This is a genomic window from Pedobacter jaeyakensis (genome assembly GCF_054461315.1).
In genome coordinates this window covers 2,293,396-2,315,003 of record NZ_CM136921.1, presented here as the reverse complement: position 1 = coordinate 2,315,003, position 21,608 = coordinate 2,293,396, and the positions used below count along the sequence as shown (strand labels likewise).

The window sequence follows — 21,608 nt, the reverse complement described above, 5'->3', positions numbered from 1 at the left end:
TAGGTAACTAATTTAACTTAAAGTATAGACTAAATCGAGAACACTTCATATTGAAGTACTAAAAAATAGGGATTTAACAGGGAGATAACAGGGACTTAGCAGGGAGATAACAGGGACAATATCCCTGTTTTATTCTTGTTAACTCCTAATTAAATACCTGATAAGTCTTGTATATATAATAATTTATAATGATCTTGGATTAAATTTAACCTTAACCAAGTATGGCTGTTATAAAAAAAGGAATTTTAGGTGGCTTCAAAGGAACTGCAGGCACCGTTACTGGATACCAATTGATGGGCCAGGACATTATGCGTGGAAAAGACCGTAAACCACGCAAGAAAAAAGCCGGTCCAAAAGAATTGGCGAACCGTGCAAAGTTTGCAGTTTCCCAAGCTTGGCTTCAACCAATAACAAGTGTTTTGCGGATTGGATTTGCTGAATATATGCCCTATTGCCACGGCTTTGTAGCAGCTAAATCTTTCTTATCGAAAAATGCACTTGTTGAAGACGATGCAGGATTTCATGTTGATCCGGCTCTAGCGTGTATTAGTCATGGCCCACTCAGCCCTGGCTTTGGGGAGACAGCTACATTAGGAGAAAATTATACCATTGATTTTACCTGGCAGTACTCGGTTGCTGCCTACAACGACCGAGCAATTGTTGTTGCTTACGATATTAAAAATGGTCAAGCAGTTTATGATACTTCAATTGCCAAAAGATCAGCTAGAAAAGCAACTTTAGATGTGAGTCCAGAGTACGCTGGAAGGGAAATGCATATTTACATAGGTTTCGTATCAGAGGATAGGAAGAAAAGAAGTATCAGCAAATATTTGGGAGTGATTACTATGCCTGAGTCATTAGTGACAGCTGTATAGACTTGAATATATTTCATTAAATCATTGATAATTAGAGTTTAATAAATAAAATTAGGTTTTAAATTTTCTGTGATGCCGGAAAGTTCATAGGCATACTATAGAAATCGCGATATTAGTCTTCAATAGAGTCGCTAGATACTACAACTTGTGACAAAGTTATTGTTTGGAAAAAAATAATTGCTATTTTGGGAAGCGGATAAGTACTAGATATTAAATTTTATTTTAAATGACCCAAAAATTTGCGAATAGCATTTCGTTAAAGCTAACATTTTATCTCTTGGCAGTTCTTTTCGTAGCGATGCTTTTGATGAGAATTATTATTGCAGGTAGTCTGCATACTGATTTAGGTGGTATTGAGCAAAATGTAGTATTTAGTATTCAAAAATTACTATATGACGGACAGATTTATACTGATCCTGGTAAACCTCCATTTTCAATCACTCAGTACACTCCTTTATTTCATATTATTTGTTTTCTGACTGCAAAAATATTAAATATTAGTCCATCCGAAGGAATTCATGAAATCTATATAATTGGAAGGTTATGGAATGTCGTCTTCAATCTGATAACGTCATATATCTTGTTTCAATTCGCAACAAAGATTTTAAATGTACCGAAGCTTGTCTCGATTATTTTGGCGTTTTCAGGATTTATCTTTGTTTTCCGTCAAGGATTTACTGTACGCCCGGATTCTATGATGGATATGATGTTAATATCCTCCGCATATTTTTTCGCCAAAAATCTTAAGTCTGAACAAAACGGTAACAAGGAACTTGTAGCCTCTATAATAATTTCTGTATTAGCAATTTTTTCAAAACAAAGTGCAATACAAATGCCGATCATTTTACTTGGATTTTTAGTTTTTACAGGTGATTGGCATCGTTTAAAAATTGGAATCTTAACAGCGCTAATTTCGTTTATATTGGCATGCGGAATCTTTTATTTAATGTATGGAAATATATTTTTCCTGAATGTTGTCGGAGGATTAGCGAATGGAATTGATACTTCTTGGTTTTGGAAATACATTTTTGGAAATGGCTTCAAGATTAAAATCTTGATTCCTTTTATTATTGTGATCATAGTATCATTTTACAAACTACGGGCCTTTAGGGGATCTAAGATTACGCGTTTCATGATTTTCTGTGCGTTGGGAATGTTCGCGTTCGCTAGCGTGACCATTTTAAAAAGTGGCTCCAATGTTGAATATTATTTCCCATTTTGCCTGATGTCTCTTCTTTTAATTATGCATGTTACTTTGATGGAAAATAACATTGACAAATTAATACATAAAGCTACTTTTGTTCTTTTTGTGGGATATCTTCTTATCGTCTCGTTGATGAATACTTTTTACCAATATAAACAGGTCAAAGAATTAGAGTTTCAAAATAAGGCCAACTTGGTACGTAAAGAAACCGAAGCCTCAGATGCGGCAAATTACATTTTGAAAAAGTTGTCCGGTAAAAGTGATTACGTATTTGCTAATTTAGACGATGAAGTTGTTTTGGATTCGGTAAATAGCCGCCGTGGTATCAATAATATTTTATTCAAACACGCTGTGATTCCACAAATGGATATTTATAAGTCATCTAATGTTAAATCAGCTGTACTTGACTATCAGGCGTTTGCAAATCTATTAAAATCTGGAGAGGTGAAGTATTTTATTGAATCCAGACCCATCTTTAAATTTAAAATCATTGACGATTTAGAAAATATTAGAGAAAATTATTTTGTTTTAGAAAAACAAATTGGCGCATACGATATCTTCGTATATAAAAGCCGATAAAATCTAACCTATTATCCAAAATGTAAATTAATTTCCCCAATTTGGGAAATTAATAAAATAATTTACCCGTAATTCCACATCCTTAATTTCATAAAACGACCTGTAAGCGCATTTAGAGGCGTATTATATATATGGTACAATTTTTTCTACACGCGTATTAAGCATTGAAATTTTTATGAAGAAAAAACTACTAACACTCGTATTAGCCGCTACAATTTTGTCTCTAGGGGCATGCAAAAAAAATCAGACTAAAACAGATGAGCTTACTGAAGCTGGTAAAAAATATGCACCAGATGGATTTGCTTATAATACAACTAAACAAGTCGACATCAATATTAGACTTCTAAGTCGTACTGATGAGCCAGTCAGCGGTGTTATGGTTTCGATCTATGATCCCGCTTCTGTTGGAAAAGGTCAAGCGCTTACAAAAGCGATAAGTGATAAAAATGGATACGTTAGAACCAAAGTTAACATTCCAGCTGGCTTATCCAACTTAGTTGTTGATCCAAATCACATCGGGTTAGCTTCATTTGTAACGACTTATATCAAGGACAATAATCTTACTGCGGTAATTGGCGGTAAAACGGGATTTAGTGGGAATGTAATTTTGTCGAAAACTAAGAGTTCAAGTAGCAGAACAAGTTCGATAGGAAACCATGGATTCAATGCTATTTCAGGAATGGGTCCATCAGCTTTTACAGGCTACAATGCTGGGGATTTTGACAATCTTGGACGTCCTAATGACTTACTTCCAGTTGACAATATCAGCTTCGCTGAATTAATGAATCAAATTGACGCAACTTTACCGAATACAATTGAAGTAAAACCAAAATACATTGCCACTCAAGTTCCGTCCGACTTAAAAATTGAGCGTTTAGCTGACGTTTGGATCACTTTCGTTCACGAAGGTGCAGATTATAGAAATACTTTAGCATACTATACTTATCCCACCGGAAATCCTCCTCAAAATGAGGATCAAATAACCAATGCAAAAGTTATATTCCCTAACTGTTCTTTGCTAGGTGGAATTGGCGAAGGTAATATGCTATCAGGTGATAAGGTAAAAATTGGCCGCTTCCCTGCAGGAACATCAGTAGGGTTTGTGTTGCTTCAAAACGCATACCAAGGTAATGGAGCCATTAATTTTGATGCCACTAAATTTTTCTCAACTGAAGGAATCAACCCTGAGGGAGATCCAGCGAAGAGAAGACATAATGTCGTGCTTCACAATGTTTCTCAAAGGACTTTCTTAATCGGATTTGAAGATATAAATAGGATGCCGGGTCAGGGAAGTGATCAGGATTTTAACGATTTGATCTTTTATGCGCAATCAAATCCTGTTGAGGCAATCTCTCCAGTAAATGTTCCACTATTAGATGAAACTTACGGTGATGCTGATTTAGACGGCGTTCCTGATGCGATTGACGATTACCCGAATGATCCTGCAAGAGCCTATAAACGTTACTATCCTAGCGAATTGGTTTGGGGAACGACTGCTTTCGAAGACAACTGGCCTTATGAAGGTGATTATGATTTAAATGACTTAGTTGTAAGTTATCGATATACTTTTGCAATGAGCCCATCTAATATGCTTGTTGATATCAAAGGAGAATATAAAGCGCTAGCTGCTGGTGCAGATTTTGAAAACGGTTTTGGTGTGCAACTTCCTTTTACTCCTTCTCAAATCCAAAGTGTTTCAGGAATGAGTGTTTTTGGTAATGCGGGTGTATTATTAGATGGAAAAGGAATTGAAAGAAATCAAAATAAAGCGGTTATCATTCCATTTGATCATTACCGCAATCTTTTTGGTCCTGGATCAACTCAAATTAATACAACTGTTGGTTCTCCTAAATTGGAATCTCCTTTGGTTACCGTAAATGTTCTTCTAACTGCACCTGTTTCTGACGATTTTACTGCACTTGTACCTTTTAATCCTTTCATGATTAGTAATCTGGATCGTGGACGTGAAGTTCACTTGGTGAACAAAGCACCTACTGATCTAGCTGCCTCAAAATGGTTTAACCTAGGTGCTGACGATTCAAATGTTGGAACCGGACGTTATTACATAACATCATTAAACAGACCTTTTGCTTTAGATTTCTTCGGTCCCTTTAAGTATCCGGTAGAAAAGACAGCAATATTTAATGCTTATAATCATTTTGCGGAGTGGGCTTTATCAGGCGGTACAACCTATCCTGATTGGTATTTCGATTACATGACGGGTTATGCTAACCCTGCTGGTTTATATCATTAATTGTTTGAAAATCACAGACAAAAAGGTGTTGCAGATTGCAACGCCTTTTTTATTAGCTAACAGATAATATCCGTTACTTATATTTGTGTGTTAAAATCAATCGTTTGAAAACTCCTAAAAAGATCATTAAATCGGAACTTGTTAAGTTTGCATTTGTAGGGGCATTTTGTGCTGCCATTGAGTTCACCAGCTTTTATTTGTTGACTAATTTTACAGGTCTTCATTATCTTATAGCTAACATACTTTCTGTAGTTCTTGCCATTACAATAAATTATTTTCTATCCAGAGCATATGTATTTGATAAGGGAAAATTTTCTAAGCGGCAGGAATTTATAGCTTTTATTTTCTTTTCAGCACTAGGTATAGGACTAAATCAGACCTTACTAGTGTTTTTTGTAGAGACCGTTGGAATTCAAATTCAAATAGCGAAAGCGTTTAGTATAGGTTTAGTGGCAACTTTCAATTACTTGACAAAGAAATTTATAGTTTTTAGAAAGTAGACCACTACTGAGAAAAAATACAAAATGCGTTTTGCCCTTTTGAATAAACGATTGTATAACTTTATATTTATCTCATTTTTAGACAATTAAAGCTCTATGAAATTTAATCTTAAAAATATTTACATTTCCTTATTTTTTATCAGCTTTTTAATCTTAGGTCTTCTGATTTTTAAAGACTTCGGCATTTCTTCTGATGAAGGTACTAACAGGAGAAATGGTGCTGTTACTGCAAAATATCTTGCAAAAAAAATTGCACCAGGCTACGTAGCGAAAAATCCTACATTAACGGAACTACCAGATTTACACGATTATATAGATAAAGACTATGGCGTGTTTGTCGAGTTACCTATGGTTGGCCTTGAAGTGGCACTTAAGCTTAAAGCGGATAGAGATATATATTATATGCGCCACTTAATAACATTCCTAATATTTTTTGTAAGTGTATTTTTCTTTTACAAATTACAAATTTTACGTTTTAAAGATTGGCGTCTTGCGTTAATCGGGTGTTTAATGTTGATCATTAGCCCCAGGATTTTTGCTGATGCTTTCTACAACTCAAAGGATTTAGTATTCATGTCTTTCTGTATCATCAGTACATTTACGTGTGTGAACTTCTTCAAGAAGCAAACTATAGGTAGTGCATTATGGCATGGATTCGCTACAGCAGCAACGATTAACATTCGAATACTTGGAATTATTATTCTCGTAATCACTATTGGATTCATTTTAATAAGCGTATTTTACAAACAGGCGACTGAAAGAAGGAAATTAATAGCTAAAACTGGGATAATTTATATTTCTGCCGCCGTTTTTCTGACAATAATGTTTTGGCCATATCTATGGGAAAATCCAATAGGTAATTTTATTACAGCGCTAAAAAATATGGGTCGTTTTAGATGGCCTGATCATGTCCTCTATTTTGGAAAAGAAATAATAGCAACTGATCTTCCCTGGCATTATTGTTTAGTGTGGATAGTCATTAGCACACCAATTTTATATACTATTCTATTTTTTTTAGGCTCATTGACTGCAATAAAGTCAATTTTTGGGAATTTGAATTTTAAAAAATTCTACTTAGATCTGGATAATCAGACTGATTTGCTTTTCTTGAGTTTATTTATCTGTCCACTAATCTCGGTCATCGTCTTACATTCAGTGCTTTACGATGGCTGGAGACAAATGTATTTTATCTATCCGTACTTTCTTCTTTTGTCATTAAGAGGTGTAAATTTAGCTATAGATAATATCAATAAAATTGGGGTTGCTTCACCTAGTTCAAAAGTAAAAAGAGTTTTATTATTTGGCGCTTTGACCGTAAATTTTGGGGTAACAACCTACTTCATGATTAGAAACCATCCTTATCAAAATGTCTACTTTAGTTTTCTATCAGACAATTATGCTAGCAAAAATTTTGAAAAAGACTATTGGGCCTTATCAAGTCGGGCAGGACTAGAATTTATATTGGAGCATGATAAGTCTGAAAAGATTAAGATAGCAAATAGCAGCGCTATAAACATTGGCACTCTTCTTAAGATAATGCCGGAAACAGCTAAAGATAAAATTGAAATTATCTGGTCTCCAGATGAACAAACCTGCGATTATTTAATTACAAATCATAGGTATCTTAAATCTACATTGTATAAATCCTATAAAATCCCCAACGACGGTTCATTTAAAGAAATTTATGCAGAATACGTTGATGGGATAAAAATACTATCCGTGTATAAAAAACAATCCTTCTCAAAAAATTCTTTACTGGTTAAAAATTAAGTTTATTTTAGACGTTTCAAAAAAGCCTTCTTCAGTTTGTTGTACAACTTTCTGATAATCCTATTTTTTCCGCTAATCACTTTATAATTTTTCCAAGGAGTTTGAGCAAGATATTCAAAAAAAATATCCTTAAAGACTGGTTGCGATTTATAAGTACTAAAAATTGGCTTGATGTCTAAATAATGAATTAATGACGGGTTTGGATTCTCCAGGGATGCAAACCAATTCCAATTTGGATCCAGTTCGTTCCATTTCTTAGCGAATACTACATTTAAAGCATATTGATCCCCAAGTTGAACATGTTCTCGATGCTCAATTAATGCATTAATTGCCTGTTTGGCAATATTTTCCTCTCTCCATTTTTTGACATCTATCAACAACACACCGGCGTTGAAGTACTTTGTTTCAGGTTCAAGACCAAGTTCTTTATAGTTCGGTAAACCACCCCAAACACAGTCAACTGTCTTAGCAATATCTTGAATAGCTCCGACTGTCTTTCCATTCAGAGGCATGTTCCAAAATTTAGATATATCATCTTGTACTACAACATCGACATCAAGGTAAATTACCTTTTCAAGTTCTGCAGGAAGTATTCCAGGTCCGAATAAGCGTAAGTAAGTTGTTAAAGGAAATCCAGATCCATCTATTGGGATAGCAAGATCGGTAGGAATTACATTTTTACTCTTATACCAATATAATGAAAAGCGAGACGGACTAACAATCGTTTCTAGTTTCTCTCTAGTTGATTTAGAAATTCCATCATCTATTATATGAAAATCAATGTGTTCTGATGTTTTGTGATTAATATCGAGAGATTTCAGCAGTGCGGCTATTAATACCGCGTAAAAATTATCACTAGCAACAAAAATTGAGATGTTATTATTCATACAATGACCTTTAATAAATATAGTGTAGAACGTTACTAATATAGTTGATAATACTTATGCAAACAATAGAAATCATAATATAAAAATATTAAATTAGCACAATTATCTATTGAAAACGATCAATAATTATGAATTCAGTTACTCGAGATTTTCCAGAGATTTCACTGCTTATCACTCATTTCAACAGGCCAGACTCTCTTAAGCGATTGTTAGTGTCTTTCAACGAATTGAATTGTAATTTTGGAGAGATCGTGGTGTCTGATGATTGCAGTAAGCCAGATAACTTAAAACAATTGGAATTGTTGAAAGATGAATTTGAATTCAATTTAGTTACAACGCCTGTAAATAAAGGGTTAGGTAATAACATTAATAAAGGTCAAGCGGCAGTACATAAAAAATATACTTTATACGTGCAGGAGGATTTTGTACCCCTCCCATTATTCCCCGAAAAATTAGTGGATGCGATAAATTTTTTGGAAACAGATAAAGAATTGGATGTTGTTCGTTTTTATGCATATCAATTGTTTCCATATCTAATACCGGTTGGAAATGGTTTTTCTGAAATGATATTTAATCCAACTAATATTTTAGGAACTTACAATAAATTTTATGCTTATAGTGATCATCCCCACCTAAGAAGGTCTGAATTCCTCAGAAAATTTGGAGAGTATAAAGAAGGTGTAAATGTTGAAAAAGCTGAGTATAGTATGATGATGTCCTTTTTAAAGAAAAAAGGAAGAGGATTATTTTACGAAGATTACAAAGGATTATTTGATCAGAAGAATTCCGCTGACGAGCCCAGTACTTTTAAAAGAAACTGGAAACGCAACCCTAATAATTTATTGATTAGAGTTGCCAGACATCTATACAGACACGCTAAATTTAATATAGATTATTTCTCTTAGTGTTCTACTTAAAAATTGGGATGATCTTTTTTGTGAAATCTTCAGCTCCATCTTTAGTGATGTGAATCTGATTATAAAAGAATCTCGGATCATTACCATACAAGTCGCCATAATTATAGTAGGTTACCCCTTTCGTTTTCATTAGTGCAGCGAAATCTATCGCATTTTTCTTATAGTCTGCATCAATGATGATGTCGGCGACCGGAGCCGTAAATAAGATCAATTCAACTTGTTGTTGCTTACAAAGATCTATGATTTGGTTTAAGAACTTGTATTTGCCTTTGATATTGAAAGTCATGTGCCTCAATGAATCAGGCCCTTTATACTTCACGTCGGGGTAAAAGAAATCTCCAGCAGCATCAAAATCTTGAGGAAGGATTCTGAACTTGTCAATCAATACCTCGTGTATTCCCCATAAGGTATTATATTTAGCATAACGGTAAAATGGTATATAACGATAAGCATACCATTCATAACCAAATTGCTTGAAGTGATCAAAGACGATATCTTCTTTGATGTAAGGTAAAAACTTAGGGATGGCAAAGTCAAAGATATCCTCTGTGTCGGAAGAAAATGGATCGACTTGAAGATATACCTTTTTCACTTTATTGTGATTTGCCAGAAATAGTTTAAGCATGAGAAACTGGTCTGGAATTGAACTGCCATCCACTGAGATATTGATACCTTTTTTACCGGTCGCTTGCTCGATCATTGGAATGTCCAGGGTGGTAAATGCTCTTGAACTACCGTGAACTACAAAATCATATTCCTTGTCTTTCATACCATACAGCCACTGGATTTTTGTATAATATCCCCTTTGAAATACGTAAGTAAAACCCAGATCTAATAGCCAAAAAACCAGTAGGCAGATAAGAAATAAAACTGTTAAGTGTTTAAAAAACTTTTTCATACCCTAGAACTGAAAATAAATGAAGCTGCTTTGCGATACAAAGACGCCAAATAATGCGATCAAGACAATCAACGTCAGGTAACACGCAAAACGAAAAGGTCTAAAACCGTTGAAATATCTTTGCGCAACTGGAAGTTCCCATCCCTTTTCAAACAGGATTAATAGGATAATTAATGGAATTCCTACTGCCATATTATACATATCTGCACCCGTCATCTGCTTAATCTCAGCTAAAAAAGAATGATTGAAATCGAATAAGTTCTTGATGATCGTGAAAGAATCGCTTAACGTATTTGCTCTAAAAAATATCCAGGCGAAGCAGACGATGGTAAAAGTCCATACCATACTAAATGCCTTTGGCAATTTAAAAGGAATAAATTTATATTTTGAGTTTAGGGATTCGAGGACAATTAACAGGCCGTGGATTGCTCCCCAAATGATAAAATTAACACTTGCCCCATGCCAGATACCTGATACCAGGAATGTGATAAAGAGATTAAAGATCCATTTTCCAACACGCACTTTGTTACCTCCCAATGGAATATACAGATAATCGCGGAACCAAGTTGAAAGGGATATGTGCCACTTACTCCAAAATTCCTTAATGGAATGCGAATAATAAGGTTTGTTAAAATTCTTCATTAAATCTACTCCCATTGTTTTTGCTACTCCAATGGCAATATCTGAGTAGCCTGAAAAATCACAATAGATTTGAAAAGCAAAGAAAATGGTAGCTAGAATGGTAGCCATGCCATGATATGATTCCGGGCTGTTATAAACAATATTTACAAAAAATGCCAGCCGGTCTGCAACAACAATCTTTTTGAAAAGCCCCCATAAAATCAGCCTCCCCCTTTTATAAAATTCGTTGCCTGCAGGGGTTCCAGATTTCTGAGCTGAGGCATGAGCACCTGAGGGCGGTTAATGGGTCCGGCAACTAACTGCGGGAAGAAGGAAACAAATAATGCAAACCGGGCAAAATTCCTTTCAGCTTTAATCGTACCTCTAAAAACTTCCACAGTATAGGCAATACTTTGAAAGGTATAAAATGAAATCCCTACAGGCAGTAATATTTTTGCACTGTTTAAGAAAAATGGAATGTTCATCAGCGAACTTGCCGAATTGATGCTACTGATAAAAAAATTAAAATATTTAAAGTAGAAAAGTAAACCCAGATTAGTAACGATGCTTAAAAGCAGCAACATTTTTCTTTTCCTTTTATTCGCAGTATCTTCAATATTTCTGGCTACAAAAAAATCTATAGTTGCCGGGAAAAATAACAGGAAAATATACTGCCAACGCCAACACATATAAAAAAACAAGCTGGCAACAAGCAACATGATCCATGTGTACTTACGGGGCAGGAAATAATATAGGATTAATACCGAAGAAAAGAATAATAAAAAGTTTAATGAATTAAATAGCATATCTATCTCCTAAATATCGTTCTTTTTAACCTTTTAACAACTCCCTTCAGTAATCCGCCATCTAGTTGGATTCTCCTATCAGTTGTCCATACCATCGCTCGAATATCCCTGACCTGATAAAGTTTGCCATAACCATTATTTCTTAGCTTCAATGCTAACCAACCATCCTCATTAGTTCCTGGTGGATGATTAAAACTATCAACCGCTAATCCTTGCTCTCTACGGAATGCAGAATTAAATCCGTATACATTTACTGCTTCGTCCTTTATCTTTTTATTGATCCATCGAGAAATCTCAGTTATATATTCATATATGAAATAAACGGCTCTTCCTGCTCCGACTGTTGGAAGTAAACCGAATCGGCCATACGTTAAACAAATATTTGAATTTTCAAGAGGTCTGACCATTAATTCAATCCAATTTAATGGATAGATAGTATCAGCATCCGCATTTAAAATATATTTACCCTTAGCGTGAGCCAATCCAAAATTTCTAGTAATTGTTATTCCTTGCACTGGTTGAAAAATACAAGTCACCCCGCACGCCAAAGCCAATTTTTGTGTATCATCATTTGAATTATTATTAACCACAATTATCTCAACACTTTTATTCACTTTATTGGCACAAAGTGAAGCGAGTGTCTGTACAATATTCTCTTGCTCGTTATACGCCGGTATAACAACACTAATTTCAGGTCCTGCGTTCTTGGAAATTAGTTGATAGTCGGTCTTTGCCATTTCACATAGCTGAGACTTTTCAATCTTTGGGTTTGCATATCTCAAAATGGTTTCAGGAACTTGTACCGGTCTCATCAATGTTTCATTAAATATCTATAAATAAATTAGGCACGCTACATTCGGTTAGTAAAGTTATGAATAGTTAACTTACTTCATAATTTTGAAGTTTGTTTTTCGCATTAAAATCTATCTATATTGATTATTTTGGAACTTTTGTTGCCATAGTTATTCATTATTGTATATTAGACCAAGAAAACCTAATAAGCCATTTTTTTTTATTTCTAATAGTTAAATAACCACTTTTTTACCGTCCTTAGCTTAAACAATTATATATGCTTAAAAAAATAATCAATAAAATATTGAGCTTATACTTGGTGCTTAGATATCCAAAAGTACCCAAAGGCCTCCGATATTATTATAGAGATACTTACATTTGCCAATTGACACAACTTAAGTATATCTTTAAAGATTATTTTATAAAAAAACCCTATAAGCAAATTGCGTTTAATGGAGAATTTACTCCAGATCTAACTTTCGTCTTACCTTTTGCTTATTGGCACTATCATAATGGAACTCTTCTAACTACTGATGGTGCAAAATACACTAAAGAATTATATTACTTTTCTCCGCATCACTTGGAATCTTTTGAAACAAGAACTACTGAGGGTAATTACAATTTTGAAACTCCACGTATTTTATATAGCCAAAACTATAACATGAGAAAATGGAAGCAGGTTCCATTAAAAGAGATGTATAAGAATGGCATTTATTTGTATGAAAAAGAAATATTGATAATTGCAAACAGATATAACATGGAATGGGACGGACCACCCATAAGCTTTTTAGGTGTCGATTTTCTCGAAGTTCTTTTCAATAAATATAAAGAAAAATATCAGATTATTTACAACCGACCAAGACCTCAAAATATAACGAACGACAATAGTGATATTTATGATCTGGACGAATATGATTGGATTGAAAAAGAATTCCCGGAAGTAATCTTGATGGAAAATCTATGGAAAGAAAACAAAGGAAAGGCACGTAATTTTAACCATCTACAAATGATGGTTTATGCCAATGCGAGTAATTTTATCAGTACTCACGGTGGTACCGGCGCTTTAGCAAGCTACTTTGGCGGAACGAATGTTCTACTTTCGAAAGCCGGAGGAGAGCATCATTTTGGTTGTTATCACAAGTTGTATCCAAAGCTTTCCGGAGCAACAATCTATCACGCAAAAACTTACGAAGAAGTGCTCGAATTTGCTCAAAAGTCCTTTTAACCTATGGAAAAAGAAAACAATTACTGGCTTAAGTCAGGATTTATCAATATTCTTCAAAACTTCTCTGGAACGTTAATCAACGTTGCTACCTTTTTTATTCTGATTAGGTTATTAAGTAAGGACGACTACGGAGTTTGGGGTATTTACATGCAGACGATAACTATATTAGAAATTGTTCGCAGCGGCCTTATTCAAAGTGCGATGATTAAATTCATGTCTGGTTCTGATAAATCCGAACATAATAATATTTTTTCAGCTTCATTGACTATAAGTGGAACACTTACTATTGCATGCATTTTATTTAACTTCATATTTGCCGGGTACCTGTCCAGGATTCTAAATGCTCCTTCTTTGGAACCGATGATGTATATGTATAATATTGTTTTCTTATTTTCAGGCTTCCTAACACAACTAAATTGTATTGAACAGGCGAATTTCAAATATAACGGCGTTTTTGCAAGCGGGCTAATCAGGTCTTCAATACTACTTATCTTTATAATAGCAAATTTTTCATTTGGATACAAAACAAGCCTCCTATTTCTAGTTTATATTCAAATTGGGGCAGTAATTATAAGCGTTGGTGTCGCCTGGTTCTACACGAGGCAATACATTCATTTTGCATATCATTTCAGCAAAGATTGGATTAAAAAGATTTTTCATTACGGTAAATATGCGTTCGCCACATCTTTAAGTTCAATTTTAAGTGGAACAATAGATCAATGGATGCTTGCAGGGATTATATCTCCTGCAGCTTCTGGCTCATTCAATATCGCTGTTAAAGTTGTTAATTTAGTCGATATTCCCACAAATGCAGTTGCGACTATTGTCTTTCCGCAAAGTGCCAAAAGAATAGAAACGGAAGGTAAACCAGCAATTAAATATCTTTATGAGAAATCTGTAGGAACGATATTGGCCATGGTGATACCCGCCCTAATTTTTATTTATATTTTTGATGGCTACATCATTGAATTGCTGGCAGGAAATAAATATGCAGACACAGTTCCAATATTAAATATTACCTTGTTGTACTGCGTCTTAGGTCCATTCGGGCGACAATTTGGTGTAATCATCGATTCAATTGGAAAGACTAGAGTAACATTTTTCATCGTTTTAGCAAACACCGCAGTGATTCTCATTCTAAATTATTTTTTCATAAGGAAATATGGCACCATTGGAGCTGCTTATGCAACGTTAATATCTAACATTTTTGGTTTTACAATTGCGCAATACATTTTATGGAAAGAGTTAAGGGTAAATGCACTAAATTCTTTCATTTATGCTTATAGGTTTTATCCTGAGTTTATTAACAAATATATATTAAAAAAAGGCTGATATGGTTGGTGTTAAATTTATAGGAAGATTAGGTAACCAGATTTTTCAATACGCTTTTTTTCAATATTTAAAAACAAACAACCCGGGCAAGACTTTCTTTTTTGTAAATCCGCACCATGGTTATTTACCCAAATATTTTGATTTGGGCGCTTATCAAAATACCATTCTCAGCTCTAAAATTTACTCCGTTTTTACTCGCGTCACACCAAAGGTGTTTAAGTTTAATGAGATTTACCTGGAAAGTATTCAGGTTCCAAAGAAAGTTGAGGTAAAGGACTGGACAATTTATAAAGGATTTTTTCAAACCGACTTCTATGTGAAGCAAATTATAGGCGGCCTTAATATTAAAATAAAGAAGGAATTTACTGATCAATTTGATAAAGAATTTGGGGATGCTTTTAAAAATAACAAAACTATTGTTGTACATATAAGGAGAACCGATTACCTAAATTACGGTAAGAGAGATATTTCGCTACCTATGGAATATTTTAAAAGGCGTTTAGATGCATTAGGGAACATTGATGACTATTTAGTTTATTTCGTGAGTGATGATATGCCTCATGTAAAGAGTTTTTTTGAACAAAAGCCTAATTATATTTATTCTTTAAATAACGAAATCACCGACTTTCAGATTATAAAAAATGCTGATATTGCCATTATCTCCAATAGCAGCTTTGCATGGTGGGCTGCATATCTCTCTGAAAAGCAAAATGAAGTTTATGCTCCGAAAAACTGGCTTGGTTTCAGGATTGGCAAAGAGCACCCAAAAAAGGTGATGACAGATAAATTTATCTGGTGTGATGTACTAGAGTAATTCGTTAAGCTTCCTTGTAAAAGACTTCTTTTTTTCCTTTACCTGTCTTGGACATAATGTTTAATAATAGGATGCCTGTTATGAAAAAGCCCAAACAGATTAAAGCCATATTTATGAGGCTTACTCCCATGGTACTGGCCCATCCTAAAATTGCTTCATTGGTGAAAATCTTTTTGTAGATTACAAATGTCAGCATTGCAACAAATGCTACGCCTATGACAGCAAAGAGCTTTAGAAATATCATAAGCAATTCTTCCGCATACTCTATAAAAGATTTGAAAGCATGATGCACTAGGCTGGTCAAATTCATTTTGGATTTACCGTCCAGTCGCTTTTTTCTATCGTACGTGATGCTGAGCGATTTAACTCTTTGCTTAGATAAGTAGGCAGCGAAATGAACAAAAGAAGTACGACAAGTTGTGTTCAAAACCTTTTTACTAATCATGCAGTAATTTCCGAAATTCAGAATTTTGTTAGTGATTATTTTGAATATAAATCGGTATATATAATATGAAAGTTGAAAGGACAGTTTCTCCTTTCTCCTCCCTCTTGCAACGTGAATAATATCAAATTTATCTTTTGCAAGAATTTCTCCTATTGCAGTAGGATCATCCTCTCCGTCTGAATCCATGATAATGAATCGATCGCAATTTTCAAGCTCATTTGCATACAGCAAACCTTGAAAAATAGCTCTCTGATGCCCTGCATTATACTCAAGAGTTAAGATAGTAAATTTGACGTTTGGGGAGGTTGGTTTCAACTCCTTAAGCATCGATAATGTATTGTCTGTTGAAGCATCATCTACAACAACAACATTGAAATTAAATAGTAGTGTGCTAACAATTTTTTCCAGCTCTGTTAAGAAAGCTATCACTGTCGAATTTTCGTTGAAACACGGGGTTATTATTGTAACATTCTCCATACGGGCCAGTTATTGTAAATCTTCTATCTAATAGCTTCCAAGGCTTGAAACAAATCAAATCTACGCTCAAGTTAATAAAAAACCTAAATCTTTCCCAAAGCAATTAAATTACTTTTTTGTAAACATCAAGAGTCTTATTTATGGAATTTTCGAGTGTAAAATTAAGCAGTCTTATTTTACCATTCGTAACTAGACTAGCACCTATTGACTTATCACCTATTAGTTTTTTAATCGATTCTGTCAGATCGTCTTCATCATGACAATTGAAGTAGAGACATGCATCACCACCAATTTCTCTAAAACAATCTGTATCAGATAATAAAATAGGACATCCCGCTTTAAAGGCTTCAAGTATTGGTAATCCAAAGCCCTCATATAAAGATGGGTAGATGAAAGCCAAGGCATTTTTATACAAAGTATTAAGTTGTTGATCATTAACCTGATAATGCAAGACGCTTTCAGAAAGGTTCATTCTTCGTAAAAATTCGACATCGCCGATGCCTAATGCTCCTCCGCCCGCCATCACCACCTTAATGTCTGGGTATTCCTTTTTAATTCTTGCATAAGCTCTTATGAAAAGGTAAAAATTTTTGTACCCACTTCTGTCGCCGACATATAGTAAATAATTCTCTGGCAGGCCGGAAACTTCTTCGAATGATAACGGAGTTTCAACGTCTGTTCCATGATAAATAACACTTATTTTATCTGGATTAATGTCATTAAATTTTACAATGTCCCGTTTGGTTGTTTCAGATATAGCTATGATATGATTGGCTCGTTCAATACTCAGCCGCTTTTCATAACTTAGACTGTCATTTGCCCAAAAATACTCTGGTAGCATTTCATATGTCATATCATGAACAGTAGTAACGAATGGCTTTTTAAGATTTTCAAGAAAATAAGGATTATAGTAAGTTGGATGAAACACATCAAAATCCCCTTTGTTCAATAAATATCTACAATAAGCTTGATTGGTTTTATATGCTAATGAACCCTGCTTGAATTTAAATATCTTTTCGAAAAGGCCACTATTAAGAGGGATTTTCTCATTGGCGATATAATAATTATCAGAATATAATACTCCAATAAGGTATTCGAAGTCCGGCCTGTTTTGAATTTCCTTTATTATAGTTGCAAAATATCTGCTAATGCCGCCATACCTTTGTGTAGTGAATTTCTGGTGATCAAAAAATACTTTTATCATGTAAAGTGGATTTCAACTATAACTATGTTGGTATATTAAATTTTACTACTAACTCTCGAGATAATAAGGAACTTAATTCTCCGAGTCTTCTATCCCAGGTGTTTTCTTCCGCGACTTGGATTCGTTTCGATTTTAGCAAAGTCGTATCATGTTGCAAATAAAAATCAATCGCTGAACTAAACGAAATCGAATCTTGACAGTATGTAACAGTATCGTGTGTAAAGTCCTTGAGATCAGGATTGAAATCTGTAGCAACTACAGGCTTTCCAGCTCCGAGGTACTCAAATAATTTGAGCGGAAAAATTGTGCTGCTTACCTTATCTTTTTTGAAAGGAATAATAGCAACATCAAACCCTTTAACTACCGAGGGCATTTCAGGATAGGAAGTTCTGCCAACAAAAAATACGTTAGAAAGCCTTCTGAAATCATCCGGCACAAATTCATCTGAAACCGGCCCTACAAAAACAAAACTTTTTTGAGGATTTGATTCACAAACCTGTTTGAGCAGTTCGAAATCCATTCTTCTTTCCACGTGCCCAAAATAACCAATAATTGGTTTTGGAATATCTTTCAGTAATGAATGTACTTCCAGAGAGTCATTTAAAGCTTCGGATGAAAGAGTTAGATCTGCCGCATTGGGAATGAAGAATGTTTTAGCCTTGTACTTCTTTTTTTCAAGAAAAAGTTGCTTACTTGTGCATACAACTAAGTCACTTAATTCCACCAATAAACGTTCAGATATAAACCCATGCTTCATATCATAATCAACTATTAGCGCATCTACACAGTGATAAACAGACAAAATCGGCTTTAATGAAATTCCAACGCTCGGATAATGAAAATTAAAAGAGTTGATAAATATTATATCTTTTAAATCTTGCCTTCTGATAACGGCATTTAACCTGGAGGCTATTAGGCTTTCATTAATTTTCAACAACCATCTATAAGCTTTATTCTCGGGGAGGAAATTAATAGAAAGCAAGAGCGGCAATATTACAATATGAAGTCTGAGAATATCAGTTTTAATCAGATTTTTACCGCCATTAAAAAAAAAATCTCTTCTTTTATCGATGGAATACTTTTCAATTTTAGAGAAATAGTCCTTTATTGTGTAAGGAAAATCAATATAGTAAACGTCATTGTTTTTTGCAAAAAATTTTGCGGTTGTGTAACTGGTAGACTCAAATACACCATCAAACTTTGTCGCGCCAAAAATAAAAATTGTCTTATTCTCCAACATGTTTTTTAACAATCAAAGCTTCCTTTTCTTTTTTTTGATCTAATGTAAGAGTGATATTGATTAAAGCCATAAAAAGGCAAAAATAAATATTGAGCGGAAATTGTATCAGACCTTCCTGTGGATAATTTCCCATACATAATGCAAATATGATTAACGTCATTGCAAGACAATAACACTTTAATTCAGAATCCTTAATTTTAAAATAGTTATTTATACCCTTTCGAAGCGCAACAAAAAACAAGGTGCATAAAAGAATCAGACCTACCCAACCCTGTTCAATTCCAGCTCTAACATAACCACTATCCGGAGGAAAGCTACCTAGAACTGAATTAGGAGAAAATTTTGCTCCAGAAGCTCCCGATGAGCCTAACCCACCACCCATAGGATGACTCTGAATGTAGGGCTGAATTTTTTTTTGGTTTTTTTTTCGAACGTTGAAGGAAGCGTCATTACTTGGTTTGAATGCAGTCTGAAACCTATAAAGTGTGTAGTTCGAAGTCGGGACGTATATTAAGAATACAAATGTAAATGCGACAAATATCCCCACAACTATCATCTTGAAATTGAGATTTAAAATAAATAATAAACTCAATGCAACTGGAATTAAAATATAGGCAGCTCTCGTTCCAGAGAATAGCATAGAAGTTGTAAATAATATAATCATTAAAACCAGGATAATCTTGCGCTTTTTCGAAAAAGGACCAAATAATAACCCGATACATAGAATACTACTTACATTCATGTTGTAAGAAAAAGAAATTGGATCTGCAAAAACAGAGAATTTACGCCAATGTCCATCAATAAACAATAGGTCTGCTAACAGAGGATTGTTATCAAGATCCCTCTGCTCAAATGCTGAAAAACCGATAAATTCCTGCTTTAGTGCATACACTGCCGCAATAACTGACATGAGTAACCAAATCTTTATTATAAACCTTACGAATTTTATTGTTCTGATTTGATACATAAAGATGAAATATGAAAACATTACTCCTGCTAATGATCTTATGGTATACAACCAGGCTAGCCTTGACTCTGCATTAGGGTTAACAACCTCAATCACATTATATACTATCCAAATTATAACAATAAATGAAATTGAGTTGTTAAGAATTTCCCAATTTGGGTCCATTTTTTGATTTACAAAAAAACCTATTAGCAGAAGCAAGAGCATGCCGTCCATTAATGTTCCCAGAGGGAAATTTACTAAGCCCAGCTTAATAATAAACATAATAAAGTAGGCGGAAATCATAAAAACTATGACTCCAAATCTTGGGAATTTTATAATGCAAAAAATAGCTATCGGTGTTATTGTGACCACAAGTAAAAAAACACCTCCACTTACACCAATGGTCGCCACTAAACTGGAAACAAGGAGGGCAATAAGAAGAATCGCAGCCGCAAAAATACCAACTGATTGCTTATCTTTTATCCTAGAGACTAATGCATGCATCGCGACCTAATTTAAAAAAATAAAATTTTAAATACCCAGACAAATGCCATTACGAATACATAAATAAGCGCAGCTTTTCTTTTTAATTGATTAAAAGTAATTGTGTAATCTTCCCTTTTTTTTGGTTCAACTTTCATCGCTATCCTCCTTTTCTTCGATAAAAGTATGCTTTGTTGCCACAGATATCTTGTTGGCTTTGCGAACTCTTAACAGAGAGCTAATTTGATAAAAAACAAATGTTGGGATATTTCTGAGAGATTGATAAATTCTAGGATCAGCTTTATTGAAAATTAAAGCAACTAGGAAAAAACAAATAAATAATATAAATCCGAAAATCCAAATCAATGCGACAAAGTACGATCCAAACAGAATATTTACAGACAATGCCAAGAAAGAAAATATCAAGAATATAAACAACGGTGGACGCAATAAAACTATCCCAAAAAGAAACTGATTTAGGCTTAGATTTCTAATACCTCTCAAGATAATACCAAATCCTAATGAAAAATATTTGAACCAAGTATTTATCCATCGACTTCTTTGGTTTATGAGCTGCTCTGATTTAGAAGTCTTTTCATCATATACCTCTGCTTTCTTTGCGAATGCTATGCGGTTATTTCTTCGTAATAACCAAGCTTGAAGCGCTTTATCAAATCCAGCTCCAGATACTTCTGTAGTTTCCAAAAAGTTAGCATAGGTACTCCGATCAAAGGCCATACCGGAACCGGAAAGAGTTGCAGAAGAGCCTAAATCAAACAGAATTTCTCCATCGTAAAAATGATAGTAAATATCTCTCGCCGCATCTAGTCGTGCAATATTTGTGTCAAGGTTCTTTGCTTTTCTGATACCTTGAACAGCTATAAAGCCCTTATCAAAGGCTCTATCAAGTTCAGTCAAATAATTTTTATCTACTAAATTATCACTATCGATGATGGTAATTCTATCATGATTCCTTTTAAAATTATCAAAAGCAAATTTATGCGATTTTGTATTGCTAGCTAATACTTCATGAGGTTGCAGGATAATCACACGATCATCTGAAAAATGAAGATTAGAAATGTCACACTTATCGCACACCACATATATTAAAAAATTCTGATATTTTAAATTCAAAATAGAATTCACAACCGGGGGTATGGTATGAGTTTGTTCGTAAGCGGTAACAATTATTGCATAATCAGATTCTGATTTAGCATCGATTATCGGCCTTTTGCTTTTAATTAAAATCCATAGCAAAAAACAAGTTGCCGGAAAAAATAAATTAAATCCTATAATAACTTGAATGAACAACCATAGATACTGAACGAAAGACATC

19 protein-coding genes are annotated in these 21,608 nt (G+C 34.2%); 9 read left to right on the top strand and 10 right to left on the bottom strand.

Annotated elements, in window-relative coordinates:
• The first annotated feature begins 221 nt into the window (after positions 1-221).
• From ACXZ1K_RS10280 to ACXZ1K_RS10260, 5 genes are all read left to right on the top strand, one after another.
• Positions 222-875 carry a DUF6266 family protein gene (locus ACXZ1K_RS10280; RefSeq protein WP_458969572.1) on the top strand — a complete coding sequence of 218 codons (654 nt, stop codon included), beginning with the start codon at positions 222-224 and terminating at the stop codon, positions 873-875.
• 226 nt (positions 876-1,101) lie between these two features.
• Positions 1,102-2,658 carry a glycosyltransferase family 39 protein gene (locus ACXZ1K_RS10275; RefSeq protein ID WP_458969571.1) on the top strand — a complete coding sequence of 519 codons (1,557 nt, stop codon included), beginning with the start codon at positions 1,102-1,104 and terminating at the stop codon, positions 2,656-2,658.
• 175 nt (positions 2,659-2,833) lie between these two features.
• Positions 2,834-4,912: an LruC domain-containing protein gene (locus ACXZ1K_RS10270; RefSeq protein WP_458969570.1), complete on the top strand. Its 2,079-nt coding sequence runs from the start codon at positions 2,834-2,836 to the stop codon at positions 4,910-4,912.
• A gap of 104 nt (positions 4,913-5,016) precedes the next feature.
• The gene (locus ACXZ1K_RS10265; protein ID WP_458969569.1) at positions 5,017-5,412 is read left to right on the top strand and encodes a GtrA family protein; all 396 of its coding nucleotides are present in this window, start codon (positions 5,017-5,019) and stop codon (positions 5,410-5,412) included.
• A 96-nt stretch (positions 5,413-5,508) separates the two neighbouring features.
• On the top strand, positions 5,509-7,182 hold the full coding sequence (locus ACXZ1K_RS10260; protein ID WP_458969568.1) for a hypothetical protein: 1,674 nt from the start codon (positions 5,509-5,511) through the stop codon (positions 7,180-7,182).
• A 2-nt stretch (positions 7,183-7,184) separates the two neighbouring features.
• Here the strand turns inward: ACXZ1K_RS10260 and ACXZ1K_RS10255 are convergent, their stop codons facing one another.
• Positions 7,185-8,069 carry a glycosyltransferase family 8 protein gene (locus ACXZ1K_RS10255; RefSeq protein WP_458969567.1) on the bottom strand — a complete coding sequence of 295 codons (885 nt, stop codon included), beginning with the start codon at positions 8,067-8,069 and terminating at the stop codon, positions 7,185-7,187.
• A gap of 128 nt (positions 8,070-8,197) precedes the next feature.
• Between ACXZ1K_RS10255 and ACXZ1K_RS10250 the strand changes: the two genes are divergently transcribed.
• Positions 8,198-8,974: a glycosyltransferase family 2 protein gene (locus tag ACXZ1K_RS10250; RefSeq protein ID WP_458969566.1), complete on the top strand. Its 777-nt coding sequence runs from the start codon at positions 8,198-8,200 to the stop codon at positions 8,972-8,974.
• A 4-nt stretch (positions 8,975-8,978) separates the two neighbouring features.
• Here the strand turns inward: ACXZ1K_RS10250 and ACXZ1K_RS10245 are convergent, their stop codons facing one another.
• The 4 genes from ACXZ1K_RS10245 to ACXZ1K_RS10230 are packed head-to-tail and all read right to left on the bottom strand — an operon-like array spanning position 8,979 to position 12,123.
• The gene (locus tag ACXZ1K_RS10245; RefSeq protein WP_458969565.1) at positions 8,979-9,884 is read right to left on the bottom strand and encodes a hypothetical protein; all 906 of its coding nucleotides are present in this window, start codon (positions 9,882-9,884) and stop codon (positions 8,979-8,981) included.
• Positions 9,885-9,887: 3 nt separating this feature from the next.
• Complete coding sequence (locus ACXZ1K_RS10240) at positions 9,888-10,727, bottom strand: MBOAT family O-acyltransferase (RefSeq protein WP_458973248.1); 840 nt, start codon at positions 10,725-10,727, stop codon at positions 9,888-9,890.
• Complete coding sequence (locus ACXZ1K_RS10235; RefSeq protein ID WP_458969564.1) at positions 10,727-11,311, bottom strand: MBOAT family O-acyltransferase; 585 nt, start codon at positions 11,309-11,311, stop codon at positions 10,727-10,729. Before ACXZ1K_RS10235 ends, ACXZ1K_RS10240 begins: the two co-directional genes overlap by 1 nt.
• Before the next feature lie 2 nt (positions 11,312-11,313).
• The gene (locus tag ACXZ1K_RS10230; RefSeq protein ID WP_458969563.1) at positions 11,314-12,123 is read right to left on the bottom strand and encodes a glycosyltransferase family 2 protein; all 810 of its coding nucleotides are present in this window, start codon (positions 12,121-12,123) and stop codon (positions 11,314-11,316) included.
• Between the two features lie 257 nt (positions 12,124-12,380).
• Between ACXZ1K_RS10230 and ACXZ1K_RS10225 the strand changes: the two genes are divergently transcribed.
• From ACXZ1K_RS10225 to ACXZ1K_RS10215, 3 genes are read left to right on the top strand one after another with little or no spacing between them, the layout of a single operon-like run.
• Positions 12,381-13,328, top strand: coding sequence for a hypothetical protein (locus tag ACXZ1K_RS10225; RefSeq protein WP_458969562.1), 948 nt, complete (start codon positions 12,381-12,383; stop codon positions 13,326-13,328).
• A gap of 3 nt (positions 13,329-13,331) precedes the next feature.
• The gene (locus ACXZ1K_RS10220) at positions 13,332-14,660 is read left to right on the top strand and encodes a flippase (protein ID WP_458969561.1); all 1,329 of its coding nucleotides are present in this window, start codon (positions 13,332-13,334) and stop codon (positions 14,658-14,660) included.
• A 1-nt stretch (position 14,661) separates the two neighbouring features.
• Positions 14,662-15,474: an alpha-1,2-fucosyltransferase gene (locus tag ACXZ1K_RS10215; protein WP_458969560.1), complete on the top strand. Its 813-nt coding sequence runs from the start codon at positions 14,662-14,664 to the stop codon at positions 15,472-15,474.
• A gap of 4 nt (positions 15,475-15,478) precedes the next feature.
• On the opposite strand, the gene ACXZ1K_RS10210 is transcribed toward ACXZ1K_RS10215, so the two are convergent.
• From ACXZ1K_RS10210 to ACXZ1K_RS10190, 5 genes are all read right to left on the bottom strand, one after another.
• Complete coding sequence (locus ACXZ1K_RS10210) at positions 15,479-16,396, bottom strand: glycosyltransferase (RefSeq protein WP_458969559.1); 918 nt, start codon at positions 16,394-16,396, stop codon at positions 15,479-15,481.
• 103 nt (positions 16,397-16,499) lie between these two features.
• Positions 16,500-17,600, bottom strand: coding sequence for a glycosyltransferase family 4 protein (locus tag ACXZ1K_RS10205; protein ID WP_458969558.1), 1,101 nt, complete (start codon positions 17,598-17,600; stop codon positions 16,500-16,502).
• A gap of 22 nt (positions 17,601-17,622) precedes the next feature.
• Positions 17,623-18,840 carry a glycosyltransferase gene (locus ACXZ1K_RS10200; RefSeq protein ID WP_458969557.1) on the bottom strand — a complete coding sequence of 406 codons (1,218 nt, stop codon included), beginning with the start codon at positions 18,838-18,840 and terminating at the stop codon, positions 17,623-17,625.
• Positions 18,827-20,293 (bottom strand): O-antigen ligase family protein, encoded by a 1,467-nt coding sequence (locus ACXZ1K_RS10195; RefSeq protein ID WP_458969556.1) that lies wholly within the window; start codon positions 20,291-20,293, stop codon positions 18,827-18,829. The genes ACXZ1K_RS10200 and ACXZ1K_RS10195 overlap by 14 nt, the downstream gene beginning before the upstream one ends.
• Before the next feature lie 126 nt (positions 20,294-20,419).
• Positions 20,420-21,607, bottom strand: coding sequence for a glycosyltransferase (locus ACXZ1K_RS10190; RefSeq protein WP_458969555.1), 1,188 nt, complete (start codon positions 21,605-21,607; stop codon positions 20,420-20,422).
• Between the last annotated feature and the right edge of the window lies 1 nt (position 21,608).

What these genes read in the sequence shown, in the direction of transcription:
- ACXZ1K_RS10280 (WP_458969572.1), top strand. Translation starts at nt 222, where the DNA reads ATGGCTGTTATAAAAAAAGGAATTTTAGGTGGCTTCAAAGGAACTGCA.
- ACXZ1K_RS10275 (WP_458969571.1), top strand. Translation starts at nt 1,102, where the DNA reads ATGACCCAAAAATTTGCGAATAGCATTTCGTTAAAGCTAACATTTTAT.
- ACXZ1K_RS10270 (WP_458969570.1), top strand. Translation starts at nt 2,834, where the DNA reads ATGAAGAAAAAACTACTAACACTCGTATTAGCCGCTACAATTTTGTCT.
- ACXZ1K_RS10260 (WP_458969568.1), top strand. Translation starts at nt 5,509, where the DNA reads ATGAAATTTAATCTTAAAAATATTTACATTTCCTTATTTTTTATCAGC.
- ACXZ1K_RS10255 (WP_458969567.1), bottom strand. Translation starts at nt 8,069, where the DNA reads ATGAATAATAACATCTCAATTTTTGTTGCTAGTGATAATTTTTACGCG.
- ACXZ1K_RS10250 (WP_458969566.1), top strand. Translation starts at nt 8,198, where the DNA reads ATGAATTCAGTTACTCGAGATTTTCCAGAGATTTCACTGCTTATCACT.
- ACXZ1K_RS10245 (WP_458969565.1), bottom strand. Translation starts at nt 9,884, where the DNA reads ATGAAAAAGTTTTTTAAACACTTAACAGTTTTATTTCTTATCTGCCTA.
- ACXZ1K_RS10235 (WP_458969564.1), bottom strand. Translation starts at nt 11,311, where the DNA reads ATGCTATTTAATTCATTAAACTTTTTATTATTCTTTTCTTCGGTATTA.
- ACXZ1K_RS10230 (WP_458969563.1), bottom strand. Translation starts at nt 12,123, where the DNA reads ATGAGACCGGTACAAGTTCCTGAAACCATTTTGAGATATGCAAACCCA.
- ACXZ1K_RS10225 (WP_458969562.1), top strand. Translation starts at nt 12,381, where the DNA reads ATGCTTAAAAAAATAATCAATAAAATATTGAGCTTATACTTGGTGCTT.
- ACXZ1K_RS10220 (WP_458969561.1), top strand. Translation starts at nt 13,332, where the DNA reads ATGGAAAAAGAAAACAATTACTGGCTTAAGTCAGGATTTATCAATATT.
- ACXZ1K_RS10215 (WP_458969560.1), top strand. Translation starts at nt 14,662, where the DNA reads ATGGTTGGTGTTAAATTTATAGGAAGATTAGGTAACCAGATTTTTCAA.
- ACXZ1K_RS10210 (WP_458969559.1), bottom strand. Translation starts at nt 16,396, where the DNA reads ATGGAGAATGTTACAATAATAACCCCGTGTTTCAACGAAAATTCGACA.
- ACXZ1K_RS10205 (WP_458969558.1), bottom strand. Translation starts at nt 17,600, where the DNA reads ATGATAAAAGTATTTTTTGATCACCAGAAATTCACTACACAAAGGTAT.
- ACXZ1K_RS10200 (WP_458969557.1), bottom strand. Translation starts at nt 18,840, where the DNA reads ATGTTGGAGAATAAGACAATTTTTATTTTTGGCGCGACAAAGTTTGAT.
- ACXZ1K_RS10195 (WP_458969556.1), bottom strand. Translation starts at nt 20,293, where the DNA reads ATGCATGCATTAGTCTCTAGGATAAAAGATAAGCAATCAGTTGGTATT.
- ACXZ1K_RS10190 (WP_458969555.1), bottom strand. Translation starts at nt 21,607, where the DNA reads ATGTCTTTCGTTCAGTATCTATGGTTGTTCATTCAAGTTATTATAGGA.